Annotated in this window: 21 protein-coding genes; 12 read left to right on the top strand and 9 right to left on the bottom strand. The window is 65.5% G+C overall.

From position 1 onward, the window contains the following. A complete protein-coding gene (locus HL666_RS07870) occupies nt 1–1074 on the top strand; it encodes a tartrate dehydrogenase (protein WP_172180724.1) in 1074 nt (357 codons plus the stop codon). A gap of 90 nt (nt 1075–1164) precedes the next feature. After that, nucleotides 1165–2523: a HEAT repeat domain-containing protein gene (locus HL666_RS07865; protein ID WP_172180722.1), complete on the top strand. Its 1359-nt coding sequence runs from the start codon at nt 1165–1167 to the stop codon at nt 2521–2523. 369 nt (nt 2524–2892) lie between these two features. Here the strand turns inward: HL666_RS07865 and HL666_RS07860 are convergent, their stop codons facing one another. The 3 genes from HL666_RS07860 to HL666_RS07850 all read right to left on the bottom strand — a co-directional run bounded on the left by HL666_RS07860 (nt 2893) and on the right by HL666_RS07850 (nt 6235). Next, the gene (locus tag HL666_RS07860) at nt 2893–3804 is read right to left on the bottom strand and encodes an NAD(P)-dependent oxidoreductase (protein ID WP_172180720.1); all 912 of its coding nucleotides are present in this window, start codon (nt 3802–3804) and stop codon (nt 2893–2895) included. 221 nt (nt 3805–4025) lie between these two features. Beyond that, nucleotides 4026–5276 carry a Zn-dependent hydrolase gene (locus HL666_RS07855; RefSeq protein WP_172111993.1) on the bottom strand — a complete coding sequence of 417 codons (1251 nt, stop codon included), beginning with the start codon at nt 5274–5276 and terminating at the stop codon, nt 4026–4028. Further along, entirely contained in the window at nt 5273–6235 is a 963-nt protein-coding gene (locus HL666_RS07850) for a LysR family transcriptional regulator (protein WP_172111994.1), read from the bottom strand. Before HL666_RS07850 ends, HL666_RS07855 begins: the two co-directional genes overlap by 4 nt. 113 nt (nt 6236–6348) lie before the next feature. On the opposite strand from HL666_RS07850, the gene HL666_RS07845 reads away from it, so the two are divergent. The 6 genes from HL666_RS07845 (at nt 6349) to HL666_RS07820 (ending at nt 11977) form a co-directional block, all read left to right on the top strand. Further along, on the top strand, nt 6349–7167 hold the full coding sequence (locus tag HL666_RS07845) for a putative hydro-lyase (RefSeq protein ID WP_172180718.1): 819 nt from the start codon (nt 6349–6351) through the stop codon (nt 7165–7167). A 67-nt stretch (nt 7168–7234) separates the two neighbouring features. Continuing rightward, entirely contained in the window at nt 7235–8485 is a 1251-nt protein-coding gene (locus HL666_RS07840) for an ABC transporter substrate-binding protein (RefSeq protein ID WP_172180716.1), read from the top strand. Between the two features lie 193 nt (nt 8486–8678). After that, on the top strand, nt 8679–9557 hold the full coding sequence (locus tag HL666_RS07835) for a branched-chain amino acid ABC transporter permease (protein WP_172111997.1): 879 nt from the start codon (nt 8679–8681) through the stop codon (nt 9555–9557). Continuing rightward, nucleotides 9557–10561: a branched-chain amino acid ABC transporter permease gene (locus tag HL666_RS07830; protein WP_172111998.1), complete on the top strand. Its 1005-nt coding sequence runs from the start codon at nt 9557–9559 to the stop codon at nt 10559–10561. Before HL666_RS07835 ends, HL666_RS07830 begins: the two co-directional genes overlap by 1 nt. After that, a complete protein-coding gene (locus HL666_RS07825; RefSeq protein ID WP_172111999.1) occupies nt 10558–11289 on the top strand; it encodes an ABC transporter ATP-binding protein in 732 nt (243 codons plus the stop codon). Before HL666_RS07830 ends, HL666_RS07825 begins: the two co-directional genes overlap by 4 nt. After that, a complete protein-coding gene (locus tag HL666_RS07820; protein WP_172180714.1) occupies nt 11273–11977 on the top strand; it encodes an ABC transporter ATP-binding protein in 705 nt (234 codons plus the stop codon). Before HL666_RS07825 ends, HL666_RS07820 begins: the two co-directional genes overlap by 17 nt. Before the next feature lie 240 nt (nt 11978–12217). On the opposite strand, the gene HL666_RS07815 is transcribed toward HL666_RS07820, so the two are convergent. From HL666_RS07815 to otnC, 6 genes are all read right to left on the bottom strand, one after another. Continuing rightward, entirely contained in the window at nt 12218–13120 is a 903-nt protein-coding gene (locus HL666_RS07815) for an ABC transporter permease (RefSeq protein WP_172180712.1), read from the bottom strand. 3 nt (nt 13121–13123) lie between these two features. Next, on the bottom strand, nt 13124–14059 hold the full coding sequence (locus HL666_RS07810; protein ID WP_172112002.1) for an ABC transporter permease: 936 nt from the start codon (nt 14057–14059) through the stop codon (nt 13124–13126). A gap of 88 nt (nt 14060–14147) precedes the next feature. Continuing rightward, nucleotides 14148–15437, bottom strand: coding sequence for an ABC transporter substrate-binding protein (locus HL666_RS07805; protein WP_172112003.1), 1290 nt, complete (start codon nt 15435–15437; stop codon nt 14148–14150). Between the two features lie 39 nt (nt 15438–15476). Further along, complete coding sequence (locus HL666_RS07800) at nt 15477–16511, bottom strand: ABC transporter ATP-binding protein (RefSeq protein ID WP_172180710.1); 1035 nt, start codon at nt 16509–16511, stop codon at nt 15477–15479. A gap of 500 nt (nt 16512–17011) precedes the next feature. Continuing rightward, a complete protein-coding gene (locus HL666_RS07795; protein ID WP_172112005.1) occupies nt 17012–17224 on the bottom strand; it encodes a hypothetical protein in 213 nt (70 codons plus the stop codon). A gap of 23 nt (nt 17225–17247) precedes the next feature. Continuing rightward, nucleotides 17248–17910, bottom strand: a complete 663-nt coding sequence (otnC, locus tag HL666_RS07790) for a 3-oxo-tetronate 4-phosphate decarboxylase (protein ID WP_172180708.1) — start codon at nt 17908–17910, stop codon at nt 17248–17250. Nucleotides 17911–18038: 128 nt separating this feature from the next. On the opposite strand from otnC, the gene ltnD reads away from it, so the two are divergent. From ltnD to HL666_RS07770, 4 genes are all read left to right on the top strand, one after another. After that, a complete protein-coding gene (ltnD, locus tag HL666_RS07785; protein WP_172180706.1) occupies nt 18039–18953 on the top strand; it encodes an L-threonate dehydrogenase in 915 nt (304 codons plus the stop codon). A 22-nt stretch (nt 18954–18975) separates the two neighbouring features. Continuing rightward, entirely contained in the window at nt 18976–19758 is a 783-nt protein-coding gene (otnI, locus tag HL666_RS07780; protein WP_172180704.1) for a 2-oxo-tetronate isomerase, read from the top strand. Further along, a complete protein-coding gene (otnK, locus tag HL666_RS07775; RefSeq protein WP_172180702.1) occupies nt 19755–21032 on the top strand; it encodes a 3-oxo-tetronate kinase in 1278 nt (425 codons plus the stop codon). The genes otnI and otnK overlap by 4 nt, the downstream gene beginning before the upstream one ends. Before the next feature lie 271 nt (nt 21033–21303). Next, entirely contained in the window at nt 21304–23331 is a 2028-nt protein-coding gene (locus tag HL666_RS07770; RefSeq protein WP_172112010.1) for a methyl-accepting chemotaxis protein, read from the top strand. The last annotated feature ends 169 nt before the right edge of the window (nt 23332–23500 follow it).

The raw sequence follows: 23500 nt of genomic DNA, 5'->3' as shown, positions 1-23500 counted from the left end.
ATGAGCAAGAAGCCCTATCGTATCGCAGTCATTCCCGGTGACGGCATCGGCAAGGAGGTCATGCCCGAGGGGCTGCGCGTGATCGAGGCGGCCGCCAAGAAGCACGGCGTAGCCGTGCAGTTCGATCATTTCGACTTCTCGAGCTACGACTACTACGAGAAGCACGGCCAGATGATGCCGGACGACTGGAAGACGCAGATCGGCAGCCATGACGCGATCTATTTCGGCGCCGTCGGCTGGCCGGCCAAGATCGCCGACCACGTCTCGCTGTGGGGCTCGCTGATCAAGTTTCGCCGCGAGTTCGATCAATACGTCAATCTGCGCCCCGTGCGATTGATGCCGGGCGTGCCGTCGCCGCTGGCCGGGCGCAAGCCCGGCGACATCGATTTCTGGGTGGTGCGCGAGAACACCGAAGGAGAGTACTCCTCGGTGGGCGGCCGCATGTTCCCGGACACCGACCGCGAGTTCGTCACCCAGCAGACGGTGATGACGCGCACCGGCGTCGACCGCATCTTGAAATTCGCCTTCGAGCTGGCGCAATCGCGGCCGAAGAAGCACCTGACCTCGGCGACCAAGTCGAACGGCATCTCGATCACGATGCCGTATTGGGATGAGCGCGTCGAGGCGATGGCGAAGAATTATCCGGGCGTGAAGTGGGACAAGTACCACATCGACATCCTCACCGCGAATTTCGTGCTGCATCCGGACTGGTTCGACGTCGTCGTCGGCTCCAACTTGTTCGGCGACATCCTGTCCGATCTCGGCCCAGCCTGCACCGGCACCATCGGCATCGCGCCCTCGGGCAACATCAATCCGGAGCGCAATTTCCCGTCGGTGTTCGAGCCGGTCCACGGCTCCGCGCCCGATATCGCCGGGCAGGGGATCGCCAACCCGATCGGCATGATCTGGTCGGGCGCGATGATGCTGGAGCATCTCGGCGAGAAGACCGCGGCGCAGTCGATCGTCGGCGCGATCGAGCGCACGCTGGGCGAGCGGACGTTGCGGACGCGGGATCTGGGCGGAAATGCGGATACCGAGGCGTGCGGCAAGGCCGTTGCGGACATGGTGGATTAGTCGATAAAGTCGTCCCGACCAACGGTCGAAGCTTGGCGCCGGAGTCATGGCCATAGAAGCGAGACACGTCGAGATCGGGACGACTGGGCAATGACGACGTGGACGGCCGCGATCCTGGTCTGGGGCTCATTTTTCCTGTTCTGCGCGGCCCTGCTGGGCTTCTGGGGATACGCCTTCTACATCGAATGGCAGCACTCCCCAGGGCCGCAGGGGTTGAAGACCTTGGCGGACATGCAAAGGGCTTTCCGCAGAGGCAGCAAGACCAGCCTCTTCGATCGGCGGCGGTCATCGGCGATCTATGCAATGCAACAGTTCGCGGAGCAGGAGGCCGATGCTACCCAGCGCGATGCCATCGCCATCCTCATGCGCGATGAGATCGCGACAGCGCTGCACAAGACGGACAACGGCACCGCCAACGACGTCCGGCGCATGCTCGACACGCTGAGGGCGGCGGCTCCGTCCTGGGAGGCCGATTTCCTCGAGCGTGTCGCGCGCTCGAAACTGGAAGGATGGGTCCGTGGCTACGCTCTCGATCGTCTCGTTGGCCTGCGTGGAACGGAAACGCTGGGAATTCTGCTCGAACTGATCGACGATACGTCTGTTGCACACGCCGTCGCTTTGGCCATTGCCCGGCTCGGTCGGCGCGCTGCGACGCCCGAGGTGATTGCCGCACTGGAGCGCACGCTGACCGACAGTCAGAATGGCTGGGCTCCATCTGCGGCGGCGCAAGCTCTGATCTCGCTTGGTCAGGCGACGACCCCGATCCTCGCGAGGCACCTCGACCGGTTCGATCCATGGACCGCCTTCACGGTCCGGGTCACGATCGCCGAGTTGGACGCTGGCGCCCTCATCGAGAGGCTGATCACCGGCGGCGTCGTGGCCGAGGACCGTCGCAAGCTGATCAAGCCGGCCGTCATCAACAAGATGCAGAAGGCTTTGAACGGTGGCAACGGATATAAGGCCGTCACGACATTGCTGCAGCGCTTGCGCGCGATCTACATCTTTGACACCGAGTGGGACCCTGTGCCCGACTATGAGGCGTTGTTGCAAGAGCTGGCACGTATCGGCGGGCCGCGCGTGACGATCACGGACATCGCGCTGCAGATGGACGGCGAGGCGTGCCGTGAGGTGGCTTGCCAGGTCGCCCGGCAGCCCGCGCGCTTCTCTCCGCAATTCATGGGTGATTGGACAGACCTGTCGGCGGTGCTGAACGGCCTCAATACGGCGCTGGCCGCGGCGGATCGGCCGGAGCGGTTCGCCAATCTTTTCAGCGGTGACCAGAACGCTTGTGTCATTGTCGGGCACCACGACGGCCTCGTTGAACTTGAAACCAGGCTCGGCCTCCCGATCGATCCCGGCGCGAAGGCGGCGATTTCCATCGGTGCGGCCGCTGAAGATCATGTCGCCGCTCAGCTCGCGGCTTCCGGTCTCAAGGTCAGCCGCGGCTGATCCCGCGGCCATCTCAATATCGAAGCGTGCGGTGAGATCGTGGCAGGCGCGGCGATCGCGTTCGGTGCGATGACAGTGGTGGCAGGTTGGGCAACAACGTCATTGCGAGGGGAACAGCGACGAAGCAATCCAGGGCGTCGCGGGACTCTGGATGGCTTCCGCCGTCGCCCGTTGCGCTATGGCGGACAAGTCCTTTCGCTCGCGATCACGCAGGAGGGAGCCGTAGGGTGGGCAAAGGGGCAGCCTCGCTGCATCCTCACATGAGATCGCGGTGGCGCAGTGCCCACCGGCTCGCTTCAGACTGTGCTGATCGATGGTGGGCACGCTGCCGCCTGGTGGCGGCCGCTTTGCCCACCCTACCGTCAACAACTACTTCTTGGCCACCCGGCGGCAGTGTTCCCACGCGGCGTGGATCAAATTCTCGCTCGCTTCGGGCGTGCGAAACGCCGAATGCGCCGACAGCGTGACGTTGGGGATCGTCGTCAGCACGTGATCTCCCGGCAGGGGCTCGGTGTTGAACACGTCGAGGCCGGCGTGGCGGATCTGACCGCTGCGCAAGGCATCGATCATCGCGACCTCGTCGACGATGGCAGCGCGGGCGGTGTTGACGAAGATCACGCCCTTGCGCATCTGCGCGATGCGCTCGCGCGACAGGAAGCCGCGGGTCTCGTCGTTGAGGAGGAGATGCAGCGAGACGACGTGGCTCTCTTTGAGCAGCGTGTCGAGTTCGACGAAGTTCACTCCCGGATGGCTCTTCGGCGACCGGTTCCAGGCGATCACCGTCATGCCGCTGCCGGATGCGATGCGCGCGACCTCGGCGGCGATGCCGCCGAAGCCGATCAGGCCGAGCGTCTTGCCGGTCAATTGCATGCCGTCGTCGCGCAGCCAGTTGCCGGCGCGCATCTCGCGGTCCATCTGCGCGATGCCGCGGGCCGAGGCCCACATCAGCGCGACGGCGGCTTCCGCCACGGCGGTGTCGCCATAACCCTTGATCAGATGCACGGTGATGCCGAGGTCGGCGAGTTCCTCCGGATTCATGTAGCTGCGCGCGCCGGTGCCGAGGAAGACGACGTGCTTGAGGCCCTTGCACTGCCTGGCGACCTCGGTCGGCAGGGCAGTGTGATCGACCACGCCGATCTCGGCGCCGTCGAGGATGGCCGGCCAGTCCTCCGGCTTGATGTCGGGATCGAGATGCACGCGCATCTCGGGATCCCCGGATTTGCGCTGCCGCTCGAAGATCTCGGCAAGCGAGTCGTTGGCGTCGATGAAAACTCCGCGCACGGAAACCTCCTGATGAGCCCCTATTGGACCATGCGGGGCAGGGCGATTGAATGTGGTTTAGCCTGAAGCGTCTCGGGCCTCATGGTTCGAGACGCGCCTTCGGCGCTCCTCACCATGAGGGGAAACTGTTTCACCGCACACTCTCCCCTCATCCTGAGGAGCCACGCAGCGGCGTCTCGAAGGATGAGGCCGCAAAGAATGCGGCCAGAAGCGTCAGCCCGTCACGACGCCACGCCGGCCAGCGACAGCACCGTGTGCAGCAGCACGTTGGTGCCGGCCGCGCAGTCGGACTGCGTCGCATCCTCCAGCTCGTTGTGGCTGATGCCGTCCTTGCAGGGCACGAACACCATCGCTGCCGGCATGATCGTGTTGAGATTGCAGGCGTCGTGGCCGGCACCTGACGTGATGCGCCGGTGCGCATAGCCGAGCGTGCCGGCGGCGCGCTCGACGGCGTCGACCAGCTTGGGGTCGAAATGCGTCGGCGGCTTGCGCCAGACCTGGTCGATCGCGATCTCGACGCGGCGCTTCTTCGAAATCTCGCCCGCAGCCGCACGCAGGCTGGCATCGAGCGCCTCCAGCGTGTCGGCATTGGCGCTGCGGCAGTCGATGGTGAAAGCGATCTCGCCGGGAATGACGTTGCGCGAGGGATTGGCGATCACGGCCTCGCCGATGGTCGCCACCGCATTCGGTCCGAGCTTGAGCGCGATCTGCTCCAGGGTCAGCGCGAACTCCGACAGCGTCAGCAGCGCGTCGCGGCGCAGCGGCATCGGCGTCGAGCCGGCGTGGCTCTCGAAGCCCGTGATCTTGCCGTCGTACCAGAACACGCCCTGGCCGTGATCGACCACGCCGATGGTCTTGTTCTCGGCCTCCAGGATCGGGCCCTGCTCGATATGCAGCTCGACGAAGCCCGAGAATTTCTGCGTGCCGACCGCGGTCGCGCCGCGATAGCCGATCTCGTCCAGCGCCGCGCCGACCGTGGTGCCCGACGCGTCCTTGCGCGACAGAATGTCCTCGACGGTGAAGTCGCCGACGTAAGCCGCGGACGCCATCATCGCCGGGGCGAAGCGCGAGCCTTCCTCGTTGGTCCAGTTGACGATGCACAGCGGCGCGTCGGTCTCGATGCCGGCGTCATTCAACGTGCGGATCACCTCGAGCGCGCCGAGCGTCCCTAGAATGCCGTCGAACTTGCCGCCCGTCGGCTGGGTGTCGAGATGCGAGCCGAGCCCAACCGGGGGCTTCGACATGTCGCGGCCCTTGCGGAGCGCGAACATCGAGCCGAGCGCATCGATGTGAACCTCGAGCCCGGCGTCCTCGCAGGCCTTGCGGAACCAGTCGCGGACCTGCTTGTCCTCCTGGCTCAGGGTGAGCCGCCGCACACCGCCCTTCGGCGTGGCGCCGAATTTGGCGGTCTCGTGGATGCTGTCCCAGAGGCGGGCGGAATCGATCTGCAGATTGGTGACGGCGCGGCTCATGCTTGAATTCCCTGTACTCCGGCATCCTGTCCATCGCGCGCCGCGACGGCGGCGTCAACCGATGCCGAGGGATGGCTGGCCGTCTGCGCCGTCCGGGCTGCGAGCTCGGCGACGCGCTCGATCGCGACCATTTCGGGCGACGACAGCCAGCTTGCGGTGAAGGTCAGCGGCGGAATCCGCAAATCCGTCTTGAGCTCCTGCAGGCGGCCGGTCGCAAGCTCGTTGGCGACGATCGCCGCGGGAATGACGGCGACACCAAGCCCTTCGATCGCCATGTGGATCACGGTCGCGAGCGAGGCGCTGGCGTGCAGCCGCATCGGCGGCAGATGCGGCCGATTGAACAGCGAGCGCACGTTGTCATAGGGCTGGGTCTTGCGCGGGAAGGTGATGATCGGAAACCGCGCCATCTGCTCCGCGGTCACCACGCCGTCACCAAAGCCGAGGGCCGGGCTTGCGAGAAAGCTGATCGGATAGTCGCACAGCACGCGGCTACGGATGCCCGACTCGGTCGGCGATCCCAGCGCGAAGGCGAGCTCGATCTCCTGCGCGAGCAGGCGCGCGTGCAGGTTCGGCGTGACGTCGACCTCGATCTCCAGCGACAGGTTTGGATGGCTCTCGTTGACGCTCTTGATCAGCCGCGGCAGCCAGTCGTGCACGATGGTCTCGGCGACGCCGAGCCTGAGCACGCCACGCATCGCCGAGCGGTCGCCGACTTCGGCCAGCATCTCCGCGCGCAGGCCGATCAGCTTTTCCGCATAGACCAGCATCTGCCGGCCGCTCGCCGTGGGCGACGCAACGCGATGGTCGCGGTTGAGCAGCTTGACGCCGAGCTCGCGCTCGAGCTGCGCGATGCGCTGGGAGATGGCTGGCTGGGTGGTGTTGAGGCGCTGCGCCGCGCCCCGGAAGCTGCCGAGCTTCACCACCCAGAGGAACGTCTCGATGGAACGGAAATCCAACATCGTGCCCGCCTCGGATCAATTTGATTTATCGATCCTGATTAAAAATGAAGATTAGACTTTATAGCATGGCTGATATTCAGTGAGTTTGTCGAGATATTAGGCAAATGGCTCACATGACTGTTTCTGTGGCACTGCAGCAACCGGCCGCCGCGGCCGAGCTTCTCCCCAGCCATCAGGCGCGGCTGGACTATCGATCCGGCAAAGGCTGGAGCACGGCGGGCGTCGCCAACGGCTTCGTCCAGGGCAACCTGGCGATCCTGCCCGAGGCATACGCCGGCGCCTTCCACCGCTTCTGCCAGCTCAATCCCAAACCGTGCCCGATCATCGGCATGTCCGATCCGGGCAATCCGCATATCCCGGCGCTCGGCGCCGATCTGGACATCCGCACCGATGTGCCGCGCTATCGCGTCTGGCGCGACGGCGAGATGGTCGAGGAGCCGACGGATCTCCTGTCGCACTGGCGCGACGATCTCGTCACCTTCGTGCTCGGCTGCTCGTTCTCGTTTGAAGAGGCGCTGATGGCCGATGGTCTGCCGATCCGCCACATCGAGCAGGGTTGCCGCGTGCCGATGTACCGCACCAAGATCGCCTGCACGCCATCCGGGCCGTTCGCGGGTCCCATGGTGGTATCGATGCGCCCGTTCAAGCCGGCGCAGGCCATTCGCGCGGTGCAGATTACGACGCGCTTTCCCGCCGTGCACGGCGCGCCGGTGCATCTCGGCCATCCCGACCAGATCGGCATTGCCGACATCAACAAGCCCGACTATGGCGATCCCGTGCCGGTCGCCGCCGACGAAATCCCGGTGTTCTGGGCCTGTGGTGTGACGCCGCAGGCGGTCATCGCCGCAGCCAGGCTGCCCTTTGCCATCACCCACGCGCCGGGGCTGATGCTGATCACCGATCTCAAGAACAAGGACCTCGCCGTCCTCTGAGCGTCGCCGGACCGCTCGGAGTTTTCTGCCTTATCGCTCTCAGTCGTTTACCCCAGAGGATCTCGCAATGACCATCACACGCCGTAACGTCCTGCTTGGAGCCACTGCCGCCGCCGCGCTCGGCCCGATCGCCGCCCGCGCCCAGGCCTCGGAAGTGAAGATCGGCATCATCTATCCGTTCTCGGGCGCCAGCGCCCAGATCGGCGTCGACGCACAGCGCGCGTTCGAAACCGCCGCCGAGATCATCAACGGCAAATATGACTACGACCTGCCGCTTGCCCGTACCGAGGGCCTGCCGGGCCTCGGCGGCGCCAAGCTCAAGCTCGTGTTCGCCGACCACCAGGCCGACCCGCAGAAGGGCCGCGCAGAGGCCGAGCGCCTGATCACCCAGGAGAAGGTGTCGGCCATCATCGGCTCCTATCAGAGCGCCGTGGCCGTCACTGCCAGCCAGACCTGCGAACGCTACCAGATCCCGTATCTGTCGGCCGACAACTCCTCGCCGAGCCTGCATCGCCGCGGCCTGAAGTATTATTTCCGCGCCGCGCCGCATGACGAGATGTTCTCGGCGGCGATGTTCGACTTCTTCGATGCGATGAAGAAGAAGGGCACCAAGATCGAGACCCTGGCGCTGTTCCACGAGGACACCATCTTCGGCACCGATTCCGGCAATGCCCAGCTCAAGCTCGCCAATGAGCGCGGCTACAAGGTCGTCGCCGACATCAAGTACCGCGCCAACTCGCCGTCGCTGTCGGCCGAGGTGCAGCAGCTCAAGGCCGCCAATGCCGACGTTCTGATGCCGTCGAGCTACACCACGGACGGTATCCTGCTGGTCAAGACCATGGCCGAACTCGGCTACAAGCCGAATGCGATCGTGGCGCAGGACGCCGGCTTCTCCGAGAAGGCGCTGTATGACGCCGTCGGCGACAAGCTCGAAGGCGTGATCTCGCGCGGCTCGTTCTCGCTCGACCTCGCCGCCAAGCGGCCGATGGTCGGCAAGATCAACGACATGTTCAAGGCCAAGTCGGGCAAGGACCTCAACGACTTCTCATCGCGCCAGTTCATGGGCCTGATCGTGATGGCCGATGCCATCAACCGCGCCAAGTCCGTCGACGGCGAGAAGATCCGCGACGCGCTGGCCGCGACCGACATGCCGGGCGCCCAGACCATCATGCCGTGGAAGCGCGTGAAGTTCGACGAGAGCGGCCAGAACAACGACGCCGATCCGGTGCTGCTGCAATATGTCGGCGGCAAGTTCGTGACCATCTTCCCGACCCAGGCTGCCGTCGCCGACGCCATCTGGCCGATGCCGGTGAAGTAAGCATCTCCGGCGTCGTCCCGGACGAGCCGCGACGCGCGCGAGCGCGTGGCGTCATCGATCCGGGGCCCATACTCCGAGGCCGTGGTTGGACGACGATTGGTCGTCGTCCTGCCACGTAGAACAGTCGTGTTTATGGATCCCGGCTTTCGCCAGGACGACATCCCGTGTCACATCGAGAGTGGGGGCAAAGTCTGTGACAGCAGAAACAATCATACAAAGCCTGGCCAGCGGCCTGTTGATGGGCCTGCTCTACGGCCTCATCGCCGTGGGGCTGGCGCTCATCTTCGGCCTGATGGACGTCGTGAACTTCGCGCATGGCGAGTTCCTGATGATCGCGATGTACGCGACCTTCTTCCTGTTCGCGTTCTTCGCGCTCGATCCGCTGTTGTCGGCGCCACTGGTCGCCGCCGCATTGTTCATATTCGGGGCGGTGGTCTATCTCCTGATCGTGAGATTTGCGGTCAGGGCCAAGGCCAATACCGGCATGGTGCAGATCTTCTCCACCTTCGGCCTCGCAGTGCTGATGCGCGGCGTCGCGCAGTACTTCTTCACGCCGGACTATCGCAGCATTCCGCACTCCTGGCTGGGCGGCAAGACGATCTCGATTGCCGGCATCTATCTGCCGCAGCCGCAACTGATCGGCGCGCTGATCGCGATCGCTGCCTTCGCAGGGCTGTATTTCTTCATCCACCGCACCGATTTCGGCCGGGCGCTGGAGGCGACGCGCGAGGATGCCGGCGCGGTGGCGCTGGTCGGCATCGACAAGAACAAGGTGTTCGCGCTCGGCTGGGGCCTCGGTGCGGCGCTGGTCGGCCTTGCCGGTGCCGTCATGGCGATCTTCTTCTACGTGTTTCCGGACGTCGGCGCCTCGTTCGCGACCATCGCCTATGTAACGGTGGCGCTCGGCGGCTTCGGCAGCGTGTTCGGGGCCTTTGCCGGCGGCATCGTGGTCGGCCTCGTCGAGGCCATCACCACGCTGATCCTGCCGCCGTCGCTGAAGACCGTCGGCATCTACGGCGTCTACCTCCTCGTTGTTTTCGTCCGCCCGCGCGGCCTGTTCGGATCGATCTGATGGACAAGGCATTCATCCAACGTCGCCGGCGCGACCTCGTCGTCGCCGCCTTCCTCACGGCCATCGCAGCCGTCGTGCCGATGTTCGTCAAGGACGTCTACGTCCAGAACATCATGGTGCTGACCCTGATGTATGGGGCGCTGTCGCAGAGCTGGAACATCCTGTCCGGCTATTGCGGCCAGATCTCGCTCGGGCATGCGCTCTATTTCGGCCTCGGGGCCTACACGACCGCGATCCTGTTCACCAAGTTCGGTGTGCTGCCGTGGTTCGGCATGCTCTCCGGCGGCGTGCTGTCCGCCATCATCGCGATGGCGCTCGGCTATCCCTGCTTCCGCCTCGGCGGCCATTACTTCGTGATCGCCACCATCGTCATCGCCGAGATCACGCTACTGCTGTTCCACAATTGGGACTGGGCCGGCGCTGCGCTCGGCATCGATATCCCGGTGCGACGCGACTCCTGGGTGACGTTCCAGTTCACGCGCTCCAAGCTGCCATACTTCTACTTCGCGCTGGCGCTCGCCTGCGTCGCCTGGTTCGTCACCTGGTGGCTGGAAGATTCGAAGTGGGGTTACTGGTGGCGCGCGGTGAAGGACAATCCGATCGCGGCCGAGAGCCTGGGCGTCGACGTGTTCAACTCCAAGATGGGTGCCGCAGCCGTGTCGGCCTTCCTGGTCGCGATCGGCGGCAGCTTCTATGCGCAGTTCGTCAGCTACATCGACCCCGAAAGCGTGATGGGATTTCAGTTCTCGCTGCTGATGGCGCTTCCGGCCGTGCTGGGCGGCATCGGCACCCTCTGGGGACCGCTGCTTGGCGCGGCGATCCTGATCCCGCTCACCGAGCTGACCCGCTCTTATATCGGCGGCTCCGGCCGCGGCGTCGATCTGATCGTCTATGGCGGCCTGATCATCGCAATATCGCTGGCGCGGCCGCAAGGCCTGGTCAGCCTGTTCTCCCGCAAGCCCAAGCCGGCGGCCAACCAGGTCAGAGAGGCGGTGGCGTCATGACGGCTCTGTTGGAAACCCGCAACATCACCCAGCGCTTCTCGGGACTGACGGCCAACTCCGATGTCTCGATCAAGGTCGGGCGCGGCGAGATCGTCGGCCTGATCGGTCCGAACGGCGCCGGCAAGTCGACCTTGTTCAACCTGATCGCTGGCGCGTTCAAGCCGACCGAAGGCCAGATCATCTTCGACGGCGAGGACGTCACGGCGCTGCCGGCAGCCGAGCGCTGCCAGCGCGGCATCGGCCGCACCTTCCAGGTGGTGAAGAGCTTCGAGACCATGACGGTGATCGAGAACGTCATCGTCGGCTCCCTGGTGCGCACCACCCACATGCGCGACGCCAGGCGCAAGGCGCACGAGGTGCTGGAGTTCTGCGGCCTCGGCGCTCGGGCCGACGTGCTGGCCAGCGATCTCGTGCCGTCGGAGAAGCGGCGGCTCGAAGTGGCGCGGGCGCTTGCGACCGAGCCGAAGCTCCTGCTGCTCGACGAGGTGCTGACGGGGCTTACGCCGGTCGAATCGCAGAAGGGCGTGGAGCTCGTCCGACGCGTGCGCGACACCGGCATCACGGTGCTGATGGTGGAGCACGTCATGGAGATCGTGATGCCGCTGGTCGACCGCGCCATCGTGCTCGATCTCGGCAAGGTGCTGATCGAAGGCAAGCCCACGGACGTCGTCCGCGATCCCAAAGTCATTTCCGCCTATCTGGGAGACCGCCATGCTGTCGGTGCGTGACGTCACCACCGCCTATCAGGGCCTCGTTGCCATCTCGAACGTCTCGATCGACGTCGAGCAGGGCGAGATCGTCTGCGTCGCCGGCGCCAATGGCGCGGGCAAGTCGACATTGCTGAAGTCGATCGCCGGTGCCGAGCGGCCGCGCGCCGGCAGCGTCACCTTCGATGGCAACCGCATCGACGGCATGGCGCAGCATCTGATCACGGCCAAGGGCATCGCTTATGTGCCGGAGAACCGGCGGCTGTTCCCGCGGCTCGCGGTGCGCGACAATCTGCGCCTCGGCAGCTATCTCTATCGCGGCGAGGCCAACCGCGAGGAGCCGCTCGACTTCGTCTTCAAGCTGTTCCCGCGGCTGTCCGAGCGGATGGATCAGCGCGCGGAGACGCTGTCGGGCGGCGAGCAGCAGATGCTGGCGATCGGCCGCGCGCTGATGACCCGGCCGCGGCTGCTGATGCTCGACGAGCCGTCGCAGGGCATCATGCCGAAACTGGTCGACGAGATCTTCCAGGCCGTCAAGCGCATCCGCGACGCCGGCATGACCGTGCTCATCGTCGAGCAGCGCATGGCCGAGTGTCTGGAGATTGCCGACCGGGCGTACATCCTGCAGACCGGCCGCGTGCTGATGCAGGGCACCGCGTCGGAGATCAGCGGCAACAAGGATGTGCGGAAGGCGTATCTGGGGCTGTAGTCGGATCGGACTGCGCTGCCGCTTTCGGCGTCGTCGTAGCAACGCGATCCAGGGTCTTTTCTTCGGCTCCTGGATCGCTTCGCTGCGCTCGCGATGATGGAGTATGAGGAACGTTCGGTGCCAACCACAACCGTCATTGCGAGCGCAGCGAAGCAATCCAGGAATGCCAGCCAAGCAACAAATCTAGATTACTTTCGCGTGGCGCGCCTTGCGATCGCGACGCCGAGCTACGGCCGCCCCCTAAACCATCCCCTTGCCCGCATCAGATCCCTGCCGGCGCTGGCGGGCCTGCAGCACCAGGATCACGGACAACGCGGCGAAGATCACCACGAACGACACCGCCGAGGTCAGTGTGCCCAGCGCGTAGATGTCCGGCTTGGTCACCGTCGTCGTCAGCCCCTGCAATTCCAGCGGCAGCGTGTTCACCGAGCCGATGGCCTGGCTGGAGCGGGCGAGCTCGTCCCAGGACAGCGTGAAGCCGAACAGGCCGATGCCGACCACCGAGGGCAGGATGATCGGCAGCACGACGTGGCGGAAGGTCTGCCAGGGGGTGGCGCCGAGGTCGCGGGCGGCTTCTTCGAGCCGACCGTCGAAGCGGTTGAAGATCGCGAACATGATCAGAAGGCCGAACGGCAGCGTCCAGGTGAGATGTGCCCCTAAGCCCGAGGTGAACAGGCCCATCGCGGTGGTATGGCCCTCAGCCAGCCAGCCCAGGCCGTAATCGGCGGCATGCTTGTTGATGAAGTCGTCGATCAGGCGGAACTCCAGCGCGATGCCGAGCGAGGTGATGATCGACGGCATGATCAGGCTGGCGATGGCCGTGTAGAACAGCACCGAGGCGCCGCGGAACGGCTTGCGGAACGCCATGCCGGCGGCGACGGACAGCACCACGGTGATCACCATCACGACGAGGCCGAGCGCCAGCGAGCGCTTGAAGGCGGCGCCGATGTCGACGATGCCGCCGCCGGAAAACACCTTGCCGAACCAGGTCAGCGATACGCCGTTCATCGGAAACGTCAGGCCGCCGTCGGGGCCCTGGAACGACAGGATGTAGATCGCGATCATCGGGCCGTACAGGAACAGCACATAGGCCGTGAAGAACAGCGCGAGGATGTAGAAGGAGCGGGGGCGCTTGTCTCCCATCTCTCAGAGCTCCTTGCGCACGTCGACGATCCGCGTCAGCGCGGAGATGATGATGATGGTGATGCCGAGCAGGATCACGGCGTTCGCCGCGGCAGCCGGGAACTGCAGCGCCGACAGGCGCGCCTCGATGATCTTGCCGGCGGAGGCGATCTGCTGGCCGCCCATCACGCCGATGGTGACGAAATCGCCCATCACGATGGTGATGACGAAGATCGAGCCGATCACGATGCCGGGCTTCGACAGGGGGATGACGATGTTGACCAGCGTCTGCCAGCCGGAGGCGCCGGCATCATAGGCCGCCTCGATCAGGCGCTTGTCGATGCGGATCATCGAATTGAAGATCGGCACCACCATGAAGAAGGTGAACAGGTGCACCAGCGCCAGCACCACGGAAAATTCCGAGAACAGCAGCCATTCGATCGGCTTGTTGACGAATCCTGCGCCGACGAGCCCCTGGTTGACGAGGCCGTTGCGGCCGAGCAGCGGGATCCAGGCGATCATGCGGATCACATTGGAGGTCCAGAACGGGATCGTGCACAACAGCGACAGAACGATCTGCCAGGTCTTGCTGCGCACGTGGAAGGCGAGGAAATAGGCGACCCAGAAGCCGATCAGGAGCGTCAGGCCCCAGGTGAGCAGGCACAGCTTCAGCGTCTTCAGATAGGTCTTCAGGATCGTGCACAGCTCGGGCAGATTGGCGACGCAACCCTCGAACGTGTCCGTATAGCCGCGGAAGCTGAGCGCCGGAATCATCTCATATTCGTTATAATCCCAGACGCTGACGATGACGACGAGCACCAGCGGCAGCAGGAAGAACAGCGCGAACACCAGCATCATCGGGCCGGCTTGAAGCCAGGCGATCGAGCGCATGGCGAGCCTGCGCAAGCCGCTGTCCGCCGGAGCTATGGTGTCGGGCGAATTGTCGATCGTCACGGCCACGGGCGAAAACCTGTCGATGCGGATGCTGGGCGCTGGAAATGTCTGCCGCGCCCATGACAGCATGGGCGCGGCAGCATGGCTGATCAGATCAAGCTGCGATGAACTCGTTCCACTTGCGGACCATGTAGTCGTTCTCGTCCATGACCGCGTTCCAGCAGACCACGCCGCCCATGCGGTCGTCGTAGGAGCCGCCGTCGCGCACGGCACCGGCCTTCTCCATCAGGGTGCCGTCCGGGGCCTTGATGTCGGCCTTGGCCGGCTTGCCCTCCATCCAGTAGCCCCACTCGTCCTCGGTCATGTTGGCCTTGGCGGTGGAGAGCACCGCCGAGTAGTAGCCCTGGCGGTTGAGATAGGCGCCGGCCCAGCCGGACAGGTACCAGTTGACGAACTCATAGGCCCAGTCGAGCTTCGGGCTGCCGCCCACCGCCTTCGAGACGCAGAAGCCCGACGCCCACGAGCGATAGCCTTCCTTCAGCGGCTGGAACACGCAGGGAATGCCCATCGAGCGCACCTTGGTGACGGCCGGCGACCACATCGACTGGATCACGGTCTCGCCCGAGGCCATCAGGTTGACCGACTCGTTGAAGTCCTTCCAGAACGCGCGGAACTGACCGGCCTTCTTGGCCTCGGTCAGCACCTTCATGGTCAGGTCGATCTCGGCCTTGGTCATGTTGCCCTTGTCGGCATATTTGTACTGGCCGGTCGCCTCGACGACGAGGGCGGCGTCCATGATCCCGATCGAGGGGATGTTGAGGATCGAGGCCTTGCCCTTGAATTCGGGATTGAGCAACTCGGCCCAGGACGAGATCGGGCGCTTGATCAGGTCGGGGCGGATGCCGAGCGTGTCGGCGTTGTAGACCGTCGGAATCAGCGTGACGTATTCGGTCGGGGTCGCCGAGAAGGTCTTGGAGTTCGGGCCGTCGAGATACAGCACCTTCCACGGCGCGGTGCCCTGGCCGCCGATCTTCTTGCCGTTCGGCAGTTCGCCCTTGGTGAACACGGGCGTGATGTTGTTGAACTCCTTGATCTTGCGCGCATCGAGCGGAAAGATGTTGCCCGACGGCACCAGCTTCTTCAGCGAGAAATATTCGGTGTCGAGCACGTCGAACGAGTTCGGCTGGGTGATGACGCGCTTTGTGACGTCATCAGTCGTCGCGGTGATGTATTCGATCTTGATGCCGGTGTCGGCGAGGCACTTCTTGGCGATCTCGTCGCCCTCGTTCACGGCAGTGCCGAGATAGCGCAGCACCTTCGGGTCGGCGGCGTGGACGTAGGGCGCGCTGAGCAGCGTGCCCGTGCCGGCGAGACCGGCGACGCCGGCCGCGCCCTTGAGCAGCGAGCGGCGGCTGATAGGGGTCTTCTTCGATCGATCAGTCATGATCATCTCCTTGAGGAAAGAAACAACGAGCAAACAAAATCAGGCGACCAGCTCCGCAGCGGGCGCGGCTGCGGCAGGGCGGGGCGTCAGAGTGTCGGCGTAGGCTGGATTCCAGGTGACGACGACGCGCTCGCCGATCACGTGCGTCTCGGCATCGAACTGGTCGTCGCTGAGCTGAGCCGAAATCTCGGGGCCGCCATCGGTCGCGACTGCCACCAGCACGTACGTGCCCTGATATTCGATCTTGCTGATCGTGCCCGGCACTGCCGGCCCGTCGATCGCAACATTCGGCGCCTTCAGCTGGACGCGGTCGACGCGCACCGCGAAGGTGTCGCCGTTCAGCGGGATGACGTTGTGGCCGCCGATGAAGCGGGCGGCGAACTCGGTGCGCGGATGGTTGAAGATCTCGCGCGGGCTGCCCTGCTGCTCGATGCGCCCGCCATTCATCAGCACCACGAGGTCGGACAGCGCCATCGCCTCGTCCTGGCCATGGGTGACGTGGATGAAGGTCAGGCCGAGTTCGCGCTGCAACCGCTTCAGCTCGGCGCGCATCCGCAGGCGCAGGAACGGATCGAGCGCCGACAAGGGCTCGTCGAGCAGCAGAATCTGCGGCGAGGTGATCAGTGCGCGCGCCAGCGCCACGCGCTGCTGCTGGCCGCCGGACAGCTGCGCCGGCAGGCGGCCGGCATAGCTCTGCATGTCCACCAGCTCGAGCAGCTCGCGCGCCCGTGCGTGGCGCTCGGGTTTCGAGACGCCTTTCATCTTCAGCGCGAAGGCGACGTTGTCGATCACGGAAAGATGCGGAAACAGCGCGTAGGACTGGAACATCATCGCAGTGCCGCGGCCCGCAGGCGGCAGCTCGGTGACGTTCTTCGCGCCGACGATGATGTCGCCCGAGGTCGCGGACTCGTGTCCGGCGATCATGCGCAAGGTCGAGGTCTTGCCGCAGCCTGATGGGCCGAGCAGGCAGCAATAGGAGCCTGCGGGAATGCGCAGGTCGATTGCGTCGACGGCGGTGACGTGACCGTACATCTTCGTCACCTTCACCAGTTCCAAGCTCGCGCCCGCCGCCATCCGCCCTCCAACCCTGTCCGGACCAAGTCTTCTCGAATCATTCGCGACAACCGGGCAGGAGTCCGGGACCGCACGGTCGGGTGCCCGGCTCCCGACCTGCGTGGTGTCTGCAACGGATATGCCAAGGATCGGCGTTGCCGGGGCGCCGTGCACAAACAGCGCGCGCGGGACGCGATGGGTATGCAACGAGCACGTGCGCGGCGTCGGCTTCGGCCACGATCACGTTCGTGCGCTGCAACGACCAGGGAAAACGGCTGCAACCACGGCGCTGTGGAGGCACTTTGCTCGTCCTGTCTGTACGTCAGGCGTGTCGAGGCGGCGTCGCTGCAATCGATAGTAGAAGGACCGGTCGCGCGCGTGAGCCGCATCTGCCTGTGCTTGCCTATCGATCGAGCGGCCGCTGATGGCCTGCGCAGCCAAATTCTGCCTGAATATTAGGCATTAAAGCGATCGGTAGGCAAGGCAGTCCAGCGAGCGACATGGCGGCGCAGGCGCCGCGGCTATCGCAACCGGGCCTGCAGCTTGGCCGAGGAAGCGGCCATCAGCATGCGCTCGGCAATGCCGCGCAATTCGGCGGCGCCGACCCGGTCGGACTCGGCGAAGATCTCATAGGACTCGGTCGTGATCGGAAACCAGCGATAGAACCTTGCCTCGTCGAACAGCACGCGGGTGGCGGCTTCGATCTCGGCGGGCGATGGTGCAGGGTACTGCATGCGCTTCCACGGGACCGCTGCGATCAGGGATGATCGGCGTGTTCGGGCAGACTGAGGCCGAACACCTTGACGAGGTCGGCGACCTGCTGCGGCGACAGATGGCGCGGGTTGAGTCCGCGTAGCAGCAGATAGAGCCTTGCGGTCTCTTCGAGCTCTTCCATCGCGAACACGGCAGCCTCCAGCGTATCGCCGGAGACGACGGGACCGTGATTGGCCAGCAGCACCGAGGCGTATTTGCCGGCGAGGCCCTTGATGGCGTCGGCCACGGCCGGATCGCCCGGGCGATGATACGGCACCAGCGCCGTCTGCCCGCAGCGCATCAAATAATAAGGTGTCAGCGGTGGCAAGGCGGCGCGGGGGTCGATCTCCGGCAGCATCGAGATCGCGACCGAATGGGTCGAGTGCAGATGCACCACGGCGCGTGCCGCATCGCGCGTCTGGTACAGCGCGGTGTGCAGCGGCACCTCCTTGGTCGGGGCATCGCCCGACACCAGTCGGCCCGAGGCATCGAGTCGCGACAGCCGGGCAGGATCGAGGAAGCCGAGCGAAGCGTTGGTCGGCGTCACCAGCCAGCCGCCGTCCTCCAGCCGCACGCTGATATTGCCGGAGGAGCCGGGCGTCAGCCCGCGCTCGAACAGCGAGCGGCCGAACCGGCAGATGGCCTCGCGAATCGCAGTGTCCGCCACGCGTCTATCCTCATCGTCGCTGTCGTGCCGCTTTGTCTCACGCTTTGGCAACCCGGCCAAGCCGTGTTACCCAAGGTCCAGTCCGGGCCAACCGGACATCACCAGGAAACGCTTCAGGGATTTGCCGCATGTCGTCGCCATCGCAATTGAACGTCGCCGTGATCGGGCTCGGCTCGATGGGATTTGGCATGGCGACCTCGCTCAAGCGCGCCGGCTTCGCGGTGACCGGTTGCGATGTCTCGGCGGAGGCGGTGGCGCGGTTCGTGGCCGATGGCGGCAAGGGGGCGAGCAGTCCGGCCGAGGCGGCCCGAGGCGCCGACATCGTGGTCAGCGTCGTCGTCAATGCGGCGCAGACGGAAGCCGTCCTGTTTGGCCCCGGCGGCGCCGCCGAGACGATGCCGAAGGAGACCGTGTTCGTCTCCTCCGCGACCATGGACCCCGACATCGCACGGCGTCTCGCCAAGCAGCTCGAAGCGACGGGGCGGCATTATCTTGATGCGCCGATCTCCGGCGGTGCGCAGCGCGCTGCGCAGGGCGAGCTGACGATCCTGGCCTCCGGCAGCCCGGCCGCCTTCGCCAAGGCGCGGCCCGCGCTCGATGCTATGGCGGCCAAGCTCTACGAGCTCGGTGATGCCGCGGGGCAGGGCGCCGCGTTCAAGATGATCAACCAGCTGCTCGCCGGCGTGCACATCGCCGCCGCCAGCGAGGCCATCGCTTTCGCCGCGAAGCAGGGGCTGGATATCAGGAAGGTCTATGAGGTCATCACCGCCTCGGCCGGCAATTCCTGGATGTTCGAGAACCGCATGCCGCACGTGCTCGACGGCGACTACACGCCGCGCAGCGCGGTGGAGATCTTCGTCAAGGACCTCGGCATCATCCAGGACATGGCGCGCAATTACCGCTTCCCGGTGCCGGTCTCGGCCGCCGCGCTGCAGATGTTCCTGATGACATCGGCCGCCGGCATGGGCCGCGACGACGATGCGTCGGTCGCCCGGATGTATGCGCAGGTCACCGGCACCAAGCTGCCGGGCGCCTCCAATTAACAAAGTCGACGAGTCTCCAACCATGCCCAAGTTCGCCGCCAATCTCTCGATGATGTTCACCGAGCATCCGTTCCTCGATCGCTTCGCGGCCGCCGCGAAGGCCGGCTTCACCGCGGTGGAATTCCTGTTTCCCTATGACCACCCGGCCGAGGAGGTCGGCAAGCGGCTGCGCGACAACGGCCTGACCCAGGCGCTGTTCAATCTGCCGCCGGGCAATTGGGATGCCGGCGAGAAGGGCTTTGCGGCGCTTCCCGAGCGTTTCGACGATCTCAAGGCGAGCCTCGAGACCGCGCTGCCTTATGCCAAGGCGACGGGCGTGAAGCGGCTGCACATGATGGCGGGGATCGCGGAGCGCAGCGATGCGAAGGCGGTCGAGGCCTATTACAAGTCGGTGGCGTGGGCGGCGGAGTTCTTCGCGCCCCATGGCCTCGACGTCGTGATCGAGCCCATCAATCCGCGCAACGTGCCCGGCTATTTCCTCAACGATTTCGGCTTCGCCCGCGATCTGATCCGCGAGCTGAAGATTCCAAATCTCAAGCTGCAGTTCGACATCTATCACTGCCAGATCATCCATGGCGACGTCACGATGCGGCTGCGCGAGATGATGGACATCACGGGCCACATCCAGATCGCCAGCATTCCCTCGCGCAACGAGCCCGACGGCGAGGAGCTGAACTATCCGTTCCTGTTCGATGAGCTTGAGCGGCTCGGCTATGGCGGCTTCGTCGGCTGCGAGTACAATCCGCGCGGCCGCACCGAGGACGGGCTCGGCTGGTTCGCGCCCTACAAGGGAGTGAAGCCGTGACCCTGAAGCTCGGCTGCATCGCCGACGACTACACCGGCGCCTCCGATCTCGCCAACACGCTGACCCGCGCCGGCCTGCGCACGGTGCAGACGATCGGCGTGCCAGCCGCCGATCTCGCGCTGCCGGAGGTCGATGCGGTCGTGGTGTCGCTCAAGAGCCGTTCGATCGAGGCCTCTCTTGCCGTGGCCCGCTCGCGCGAGGCGGATACATGGCTGCGCGGGCGCGGCGCCCGGCACGTGCTGTTCAAGATCTGCTCGACGTTCGACTCCACCGACGCCGGCAATATCGGCCCGGTCATGGATGCGCTCGCCGGCGATGCCGGTGACGGCATCGTCCTGGTGACCCCGGCCTTCCCGGAGACCAGGCGGACGGTCTACCAGGGCAACCTTTTCGTCGGCGCCGTGCCGCTCAACGAAAGCCCGCTCAAGGACCATCCGCTCAACCCGATGCACGATGCGAATCTGGTGCGGGTGCTGGCGCGGCAGAGCCAAAGGAAGGTCGGGCTGGTCGATCTCGCAATCGTGGTGCACGGCCCCGAGGCGATCGGCCATCGGCTGGCCGAGCTGGCGGGGCAGGGCATTGGCGCTGCCATCGTCGACGCCGTGTTCGATGCCGATCTGACGGCGATCGGCGCAGCCGCTCTGAACAACCGCGTCTCCGTCGGCGCCTCCGGCATCGGGCTCGGCCTGGCGCGGGCGCTGGTCGAAGCCGGTCACGTGCGGTCGCACGGCCTCGCCGAGCATGAGGATGCGCCGGTCGGCGGCATGGCGGCGTGTCTCGCCGGCAGCTGCTCGCAGGCGACCTTGCAGCAGATTGCGCAGGCCGAGACCATCATGCCGGTGCTGCATCTCGATGCGGCGGGCCTCATCGCCGGACCCGACGAGACGCGGCGGGCGCTCGCCTGGGCACGTGAACGCATCGGCAAGGGGCCGGTGCTGATCGCCTCCAGCGCCACGCCGGATCAGGTCAGCGCACTGCAGGCCAAGCACGGCCGCGACGCCGCGGGACACGCCATCGAGCAGGCGATGGCCGATCTGGCGGAAGGACTGATCGGCGCCGGCGTGAGGCGACTGATCGTCGCGGGCGGTGAGACCTCCGGCGCGGTGGTCGACCGGCTGAAGATCCCCGGCTTCCTGGTCGGGCCGGAGATTGCGGCCGGCGTGCCGGTGCTGCGCGCGATCGGCGCCGGGGCGGGGGATATGCTGCTGGCGCTTAAGTCGGGCAATTTCGGCGGCCCGCAGTTCTTTGCCGATGCGCTGGGGCTGATGCGGTAGCAGCGCATCGGCCGACTGCATCAGGGCGTGCCGGATATTGGAACGCCCTGCACGGCCTGGAGCCTGATTTCATCATCTGCATAGTTTGTGAGCCGGCGAACTGCCGGAAGGCATGACCGTGCCGCCATAAGCGCCGTCACGCACACAGATAAAGCAGAAGTTTTTCGCGTGTAATGCACGTCGACTCCCGTAAATTAACGGTCTCTAGGGACCTCACCTGTATACCGCCGATACGGAGCGTCGCGTGACGCGTCCATCTGTGGGTGGGGCAATGAAACTGAATCGGATCGGCTACAAACTCGGGCTCGCTGGCGCCATCGGCGCAACTCTGGCCATCGGCATGATCGCAAATCAGATGATCGCAGAGACGGCGGTCAACCGGGCGAATGAGCAGGCCGAGCGCGCGCGGCGCGTGGTCGAAAGCGTGATGTCGGCGAGCATCAACATGCAACAAAGCCAGCTTGCGGGCCGCTCGGCGCGGCTGGCGCGGCTGCCGGCCGACGCCGAGAAGGCGGCCGGCGACATTCAGCAATTCTCGACCGCCATGGTCACCGATATCGACGGCGCGCTCGCCAATGTCACGACCAGTGAGAACCGCACCCGCCTGACCCGGCTCAAGGAGCTGATGACGAGCTATGCCTCGGGCGCGGTCGAGCTGGCGCAGGCGCAGAAGACGCTGCTGCTGCAGATCGACAAGCGCAGCGCCGTCTCCAACGAATGGACCAAGGGGCTGCAGGCGGTGCTGAGCTCGCCGACGCTGCCGAACCTCGCCTTCCGCGAGCGCGTCGAGCGCCAGCTTCATGCCGCCGACGCCAAGCTGAACTATGTGCGATCGCAGGCGTGGCGCTTCGGCGTGACCGGCGACGCCTCGACGATCACGCTGGTCAAGCAGACCGTGCCGGTGCTGAAGAGCTCGCTCACCGATGCGCGCATGCTCGCCGACGACCGCGAGATTCAGGCCGCGATCACCCGGCTCAACGGCATCGCATCCGAGTTCGTCGCCGCCAACGACGAGGTGGTCAAGACCGAGGGCATCAAGGAGGCGCTGCTGCGCGACCGCACGCTCATATATCTCGGCGAGGCCGGCGAGCTGATGACCGCATCGATCCAGGATGCCCGCGCGCGCAACGCCAGCGCCCGCTACGATGCCAACGAGGTGGCGGCGCAGGCCAGCCGCATCACGCTGATCGTCGGACTGGCCGTTCTCGCCTCGGTGATCTCATCGGTCGTGTTCTCGTTCTTCGGCATCGCCCGGCCGTTGACGCGTCTCAATGCCGCGCTCGGCGAGATGGCGCGGGGTCGGCTCGACATCGCCATCCCCGGCGCATCGCGCGGCGACGAGATCGGCGACGTTGCCAAGACCGTGACCGTGATCCAGAGCAATGCCGAGGACAAGGCGCGCGCCGAAGCGGAGACGAAGAATGCGCAGGATGCGACCGCCGCGCGCCAGCGCAAGGCCGACATGCAGCGGCTCGCCGAGCAGTTCGAAGCGGCGGTCGGCGAGATCGTCAACACCGTCTCGTCGGCATCGAGCCAGCTCGAGCAGTCCGCGACAACGCTCACCCAGGCGGCCGAGCGCTCGCAAGGCTTGACCACGGCGGTTGCCTCCGCCTCCGAGGAGGCCACCACGAACGTTCAGTCGGTGGCGTCCGCGACCGAACAGATGGCCTCGTCGGTCACCGAGATCAGCCGCCAGGTGCAGGAATCCGCGCGCATCGCCAACGATGCCGTGGGCCAGGCCCGCACCACGACCGGCCGCGTCAGCGAGCTGTCCAAGGCCGCGACGCGGATCGGCGACGTGGTCGAGCTGATCAACACCATTGCCGGTCAGACCAACCTGCTGGCGCTCAACGCCACCATCGAGGCGGCGCGCGCCGGTGACGCCGGCCGCGGCTTCGCGGTGGTCGCCTCCGAGGTCAAGGCGCTGGCGGAGCAGACCGCGAAGGCCACCGGCGAAATCGGCCAGCAGATCTCCAGCATTCAGGTCGCGACCCAGGAATCCGTCGGCGCCATCAAGGAGATCTCTGCCACGATCGAGAAGCTGTCGGAGATCTCGTCGGCGATCGCTGCCGCAGTGGAGGAGCAGGGCGCGGCGACGCAGGAAATCTCGCGCAACGTCCAGCAAGCCGCGCATGGCACGCAGCAGGTCTCCGCCAACATCATCGATGTCGAGCGCGGCGCGGCCGCGACCGGCTCGGCGTCGGCGCAGGTGCTCGCCGCGGCGCAGGCGCTGTCCGGCGACAGCAGCCGTCTCAAGCAGGAGGTCGCGAGCTTCCTCGGCTCGGTGCGGGCGGCGTAGCAAAGCAGGCGGGGCAACGGGCGAGTACTGGTCCAAGACGTAAACAAAAGGCCGGAGCGGTAACGCTCCGGCCTTTCACCTTTGCGGGGTGCGCAGCCTCCGAAGGTGCGTAGTTCTACGTCATTCGCGTCAATCTGCCGCAGCGCCGCTGATGAACTCCCGTAGATCT

It is taken from the genome of Bradyrhizobium aeschynomenes (genome assembly GCF_013178945.1).
GTDB classification, from domain to species: Bacteria; Pseudomonadota; Alphaproteobacteria; order Rhizobiales; family Xanthobacteraceae; genus Bradyrhizobium; species Bradyrhizobium aeschynomenes.
This window is presented reverse-complemented; position numbering and strand designations above follow the sequence as displayed.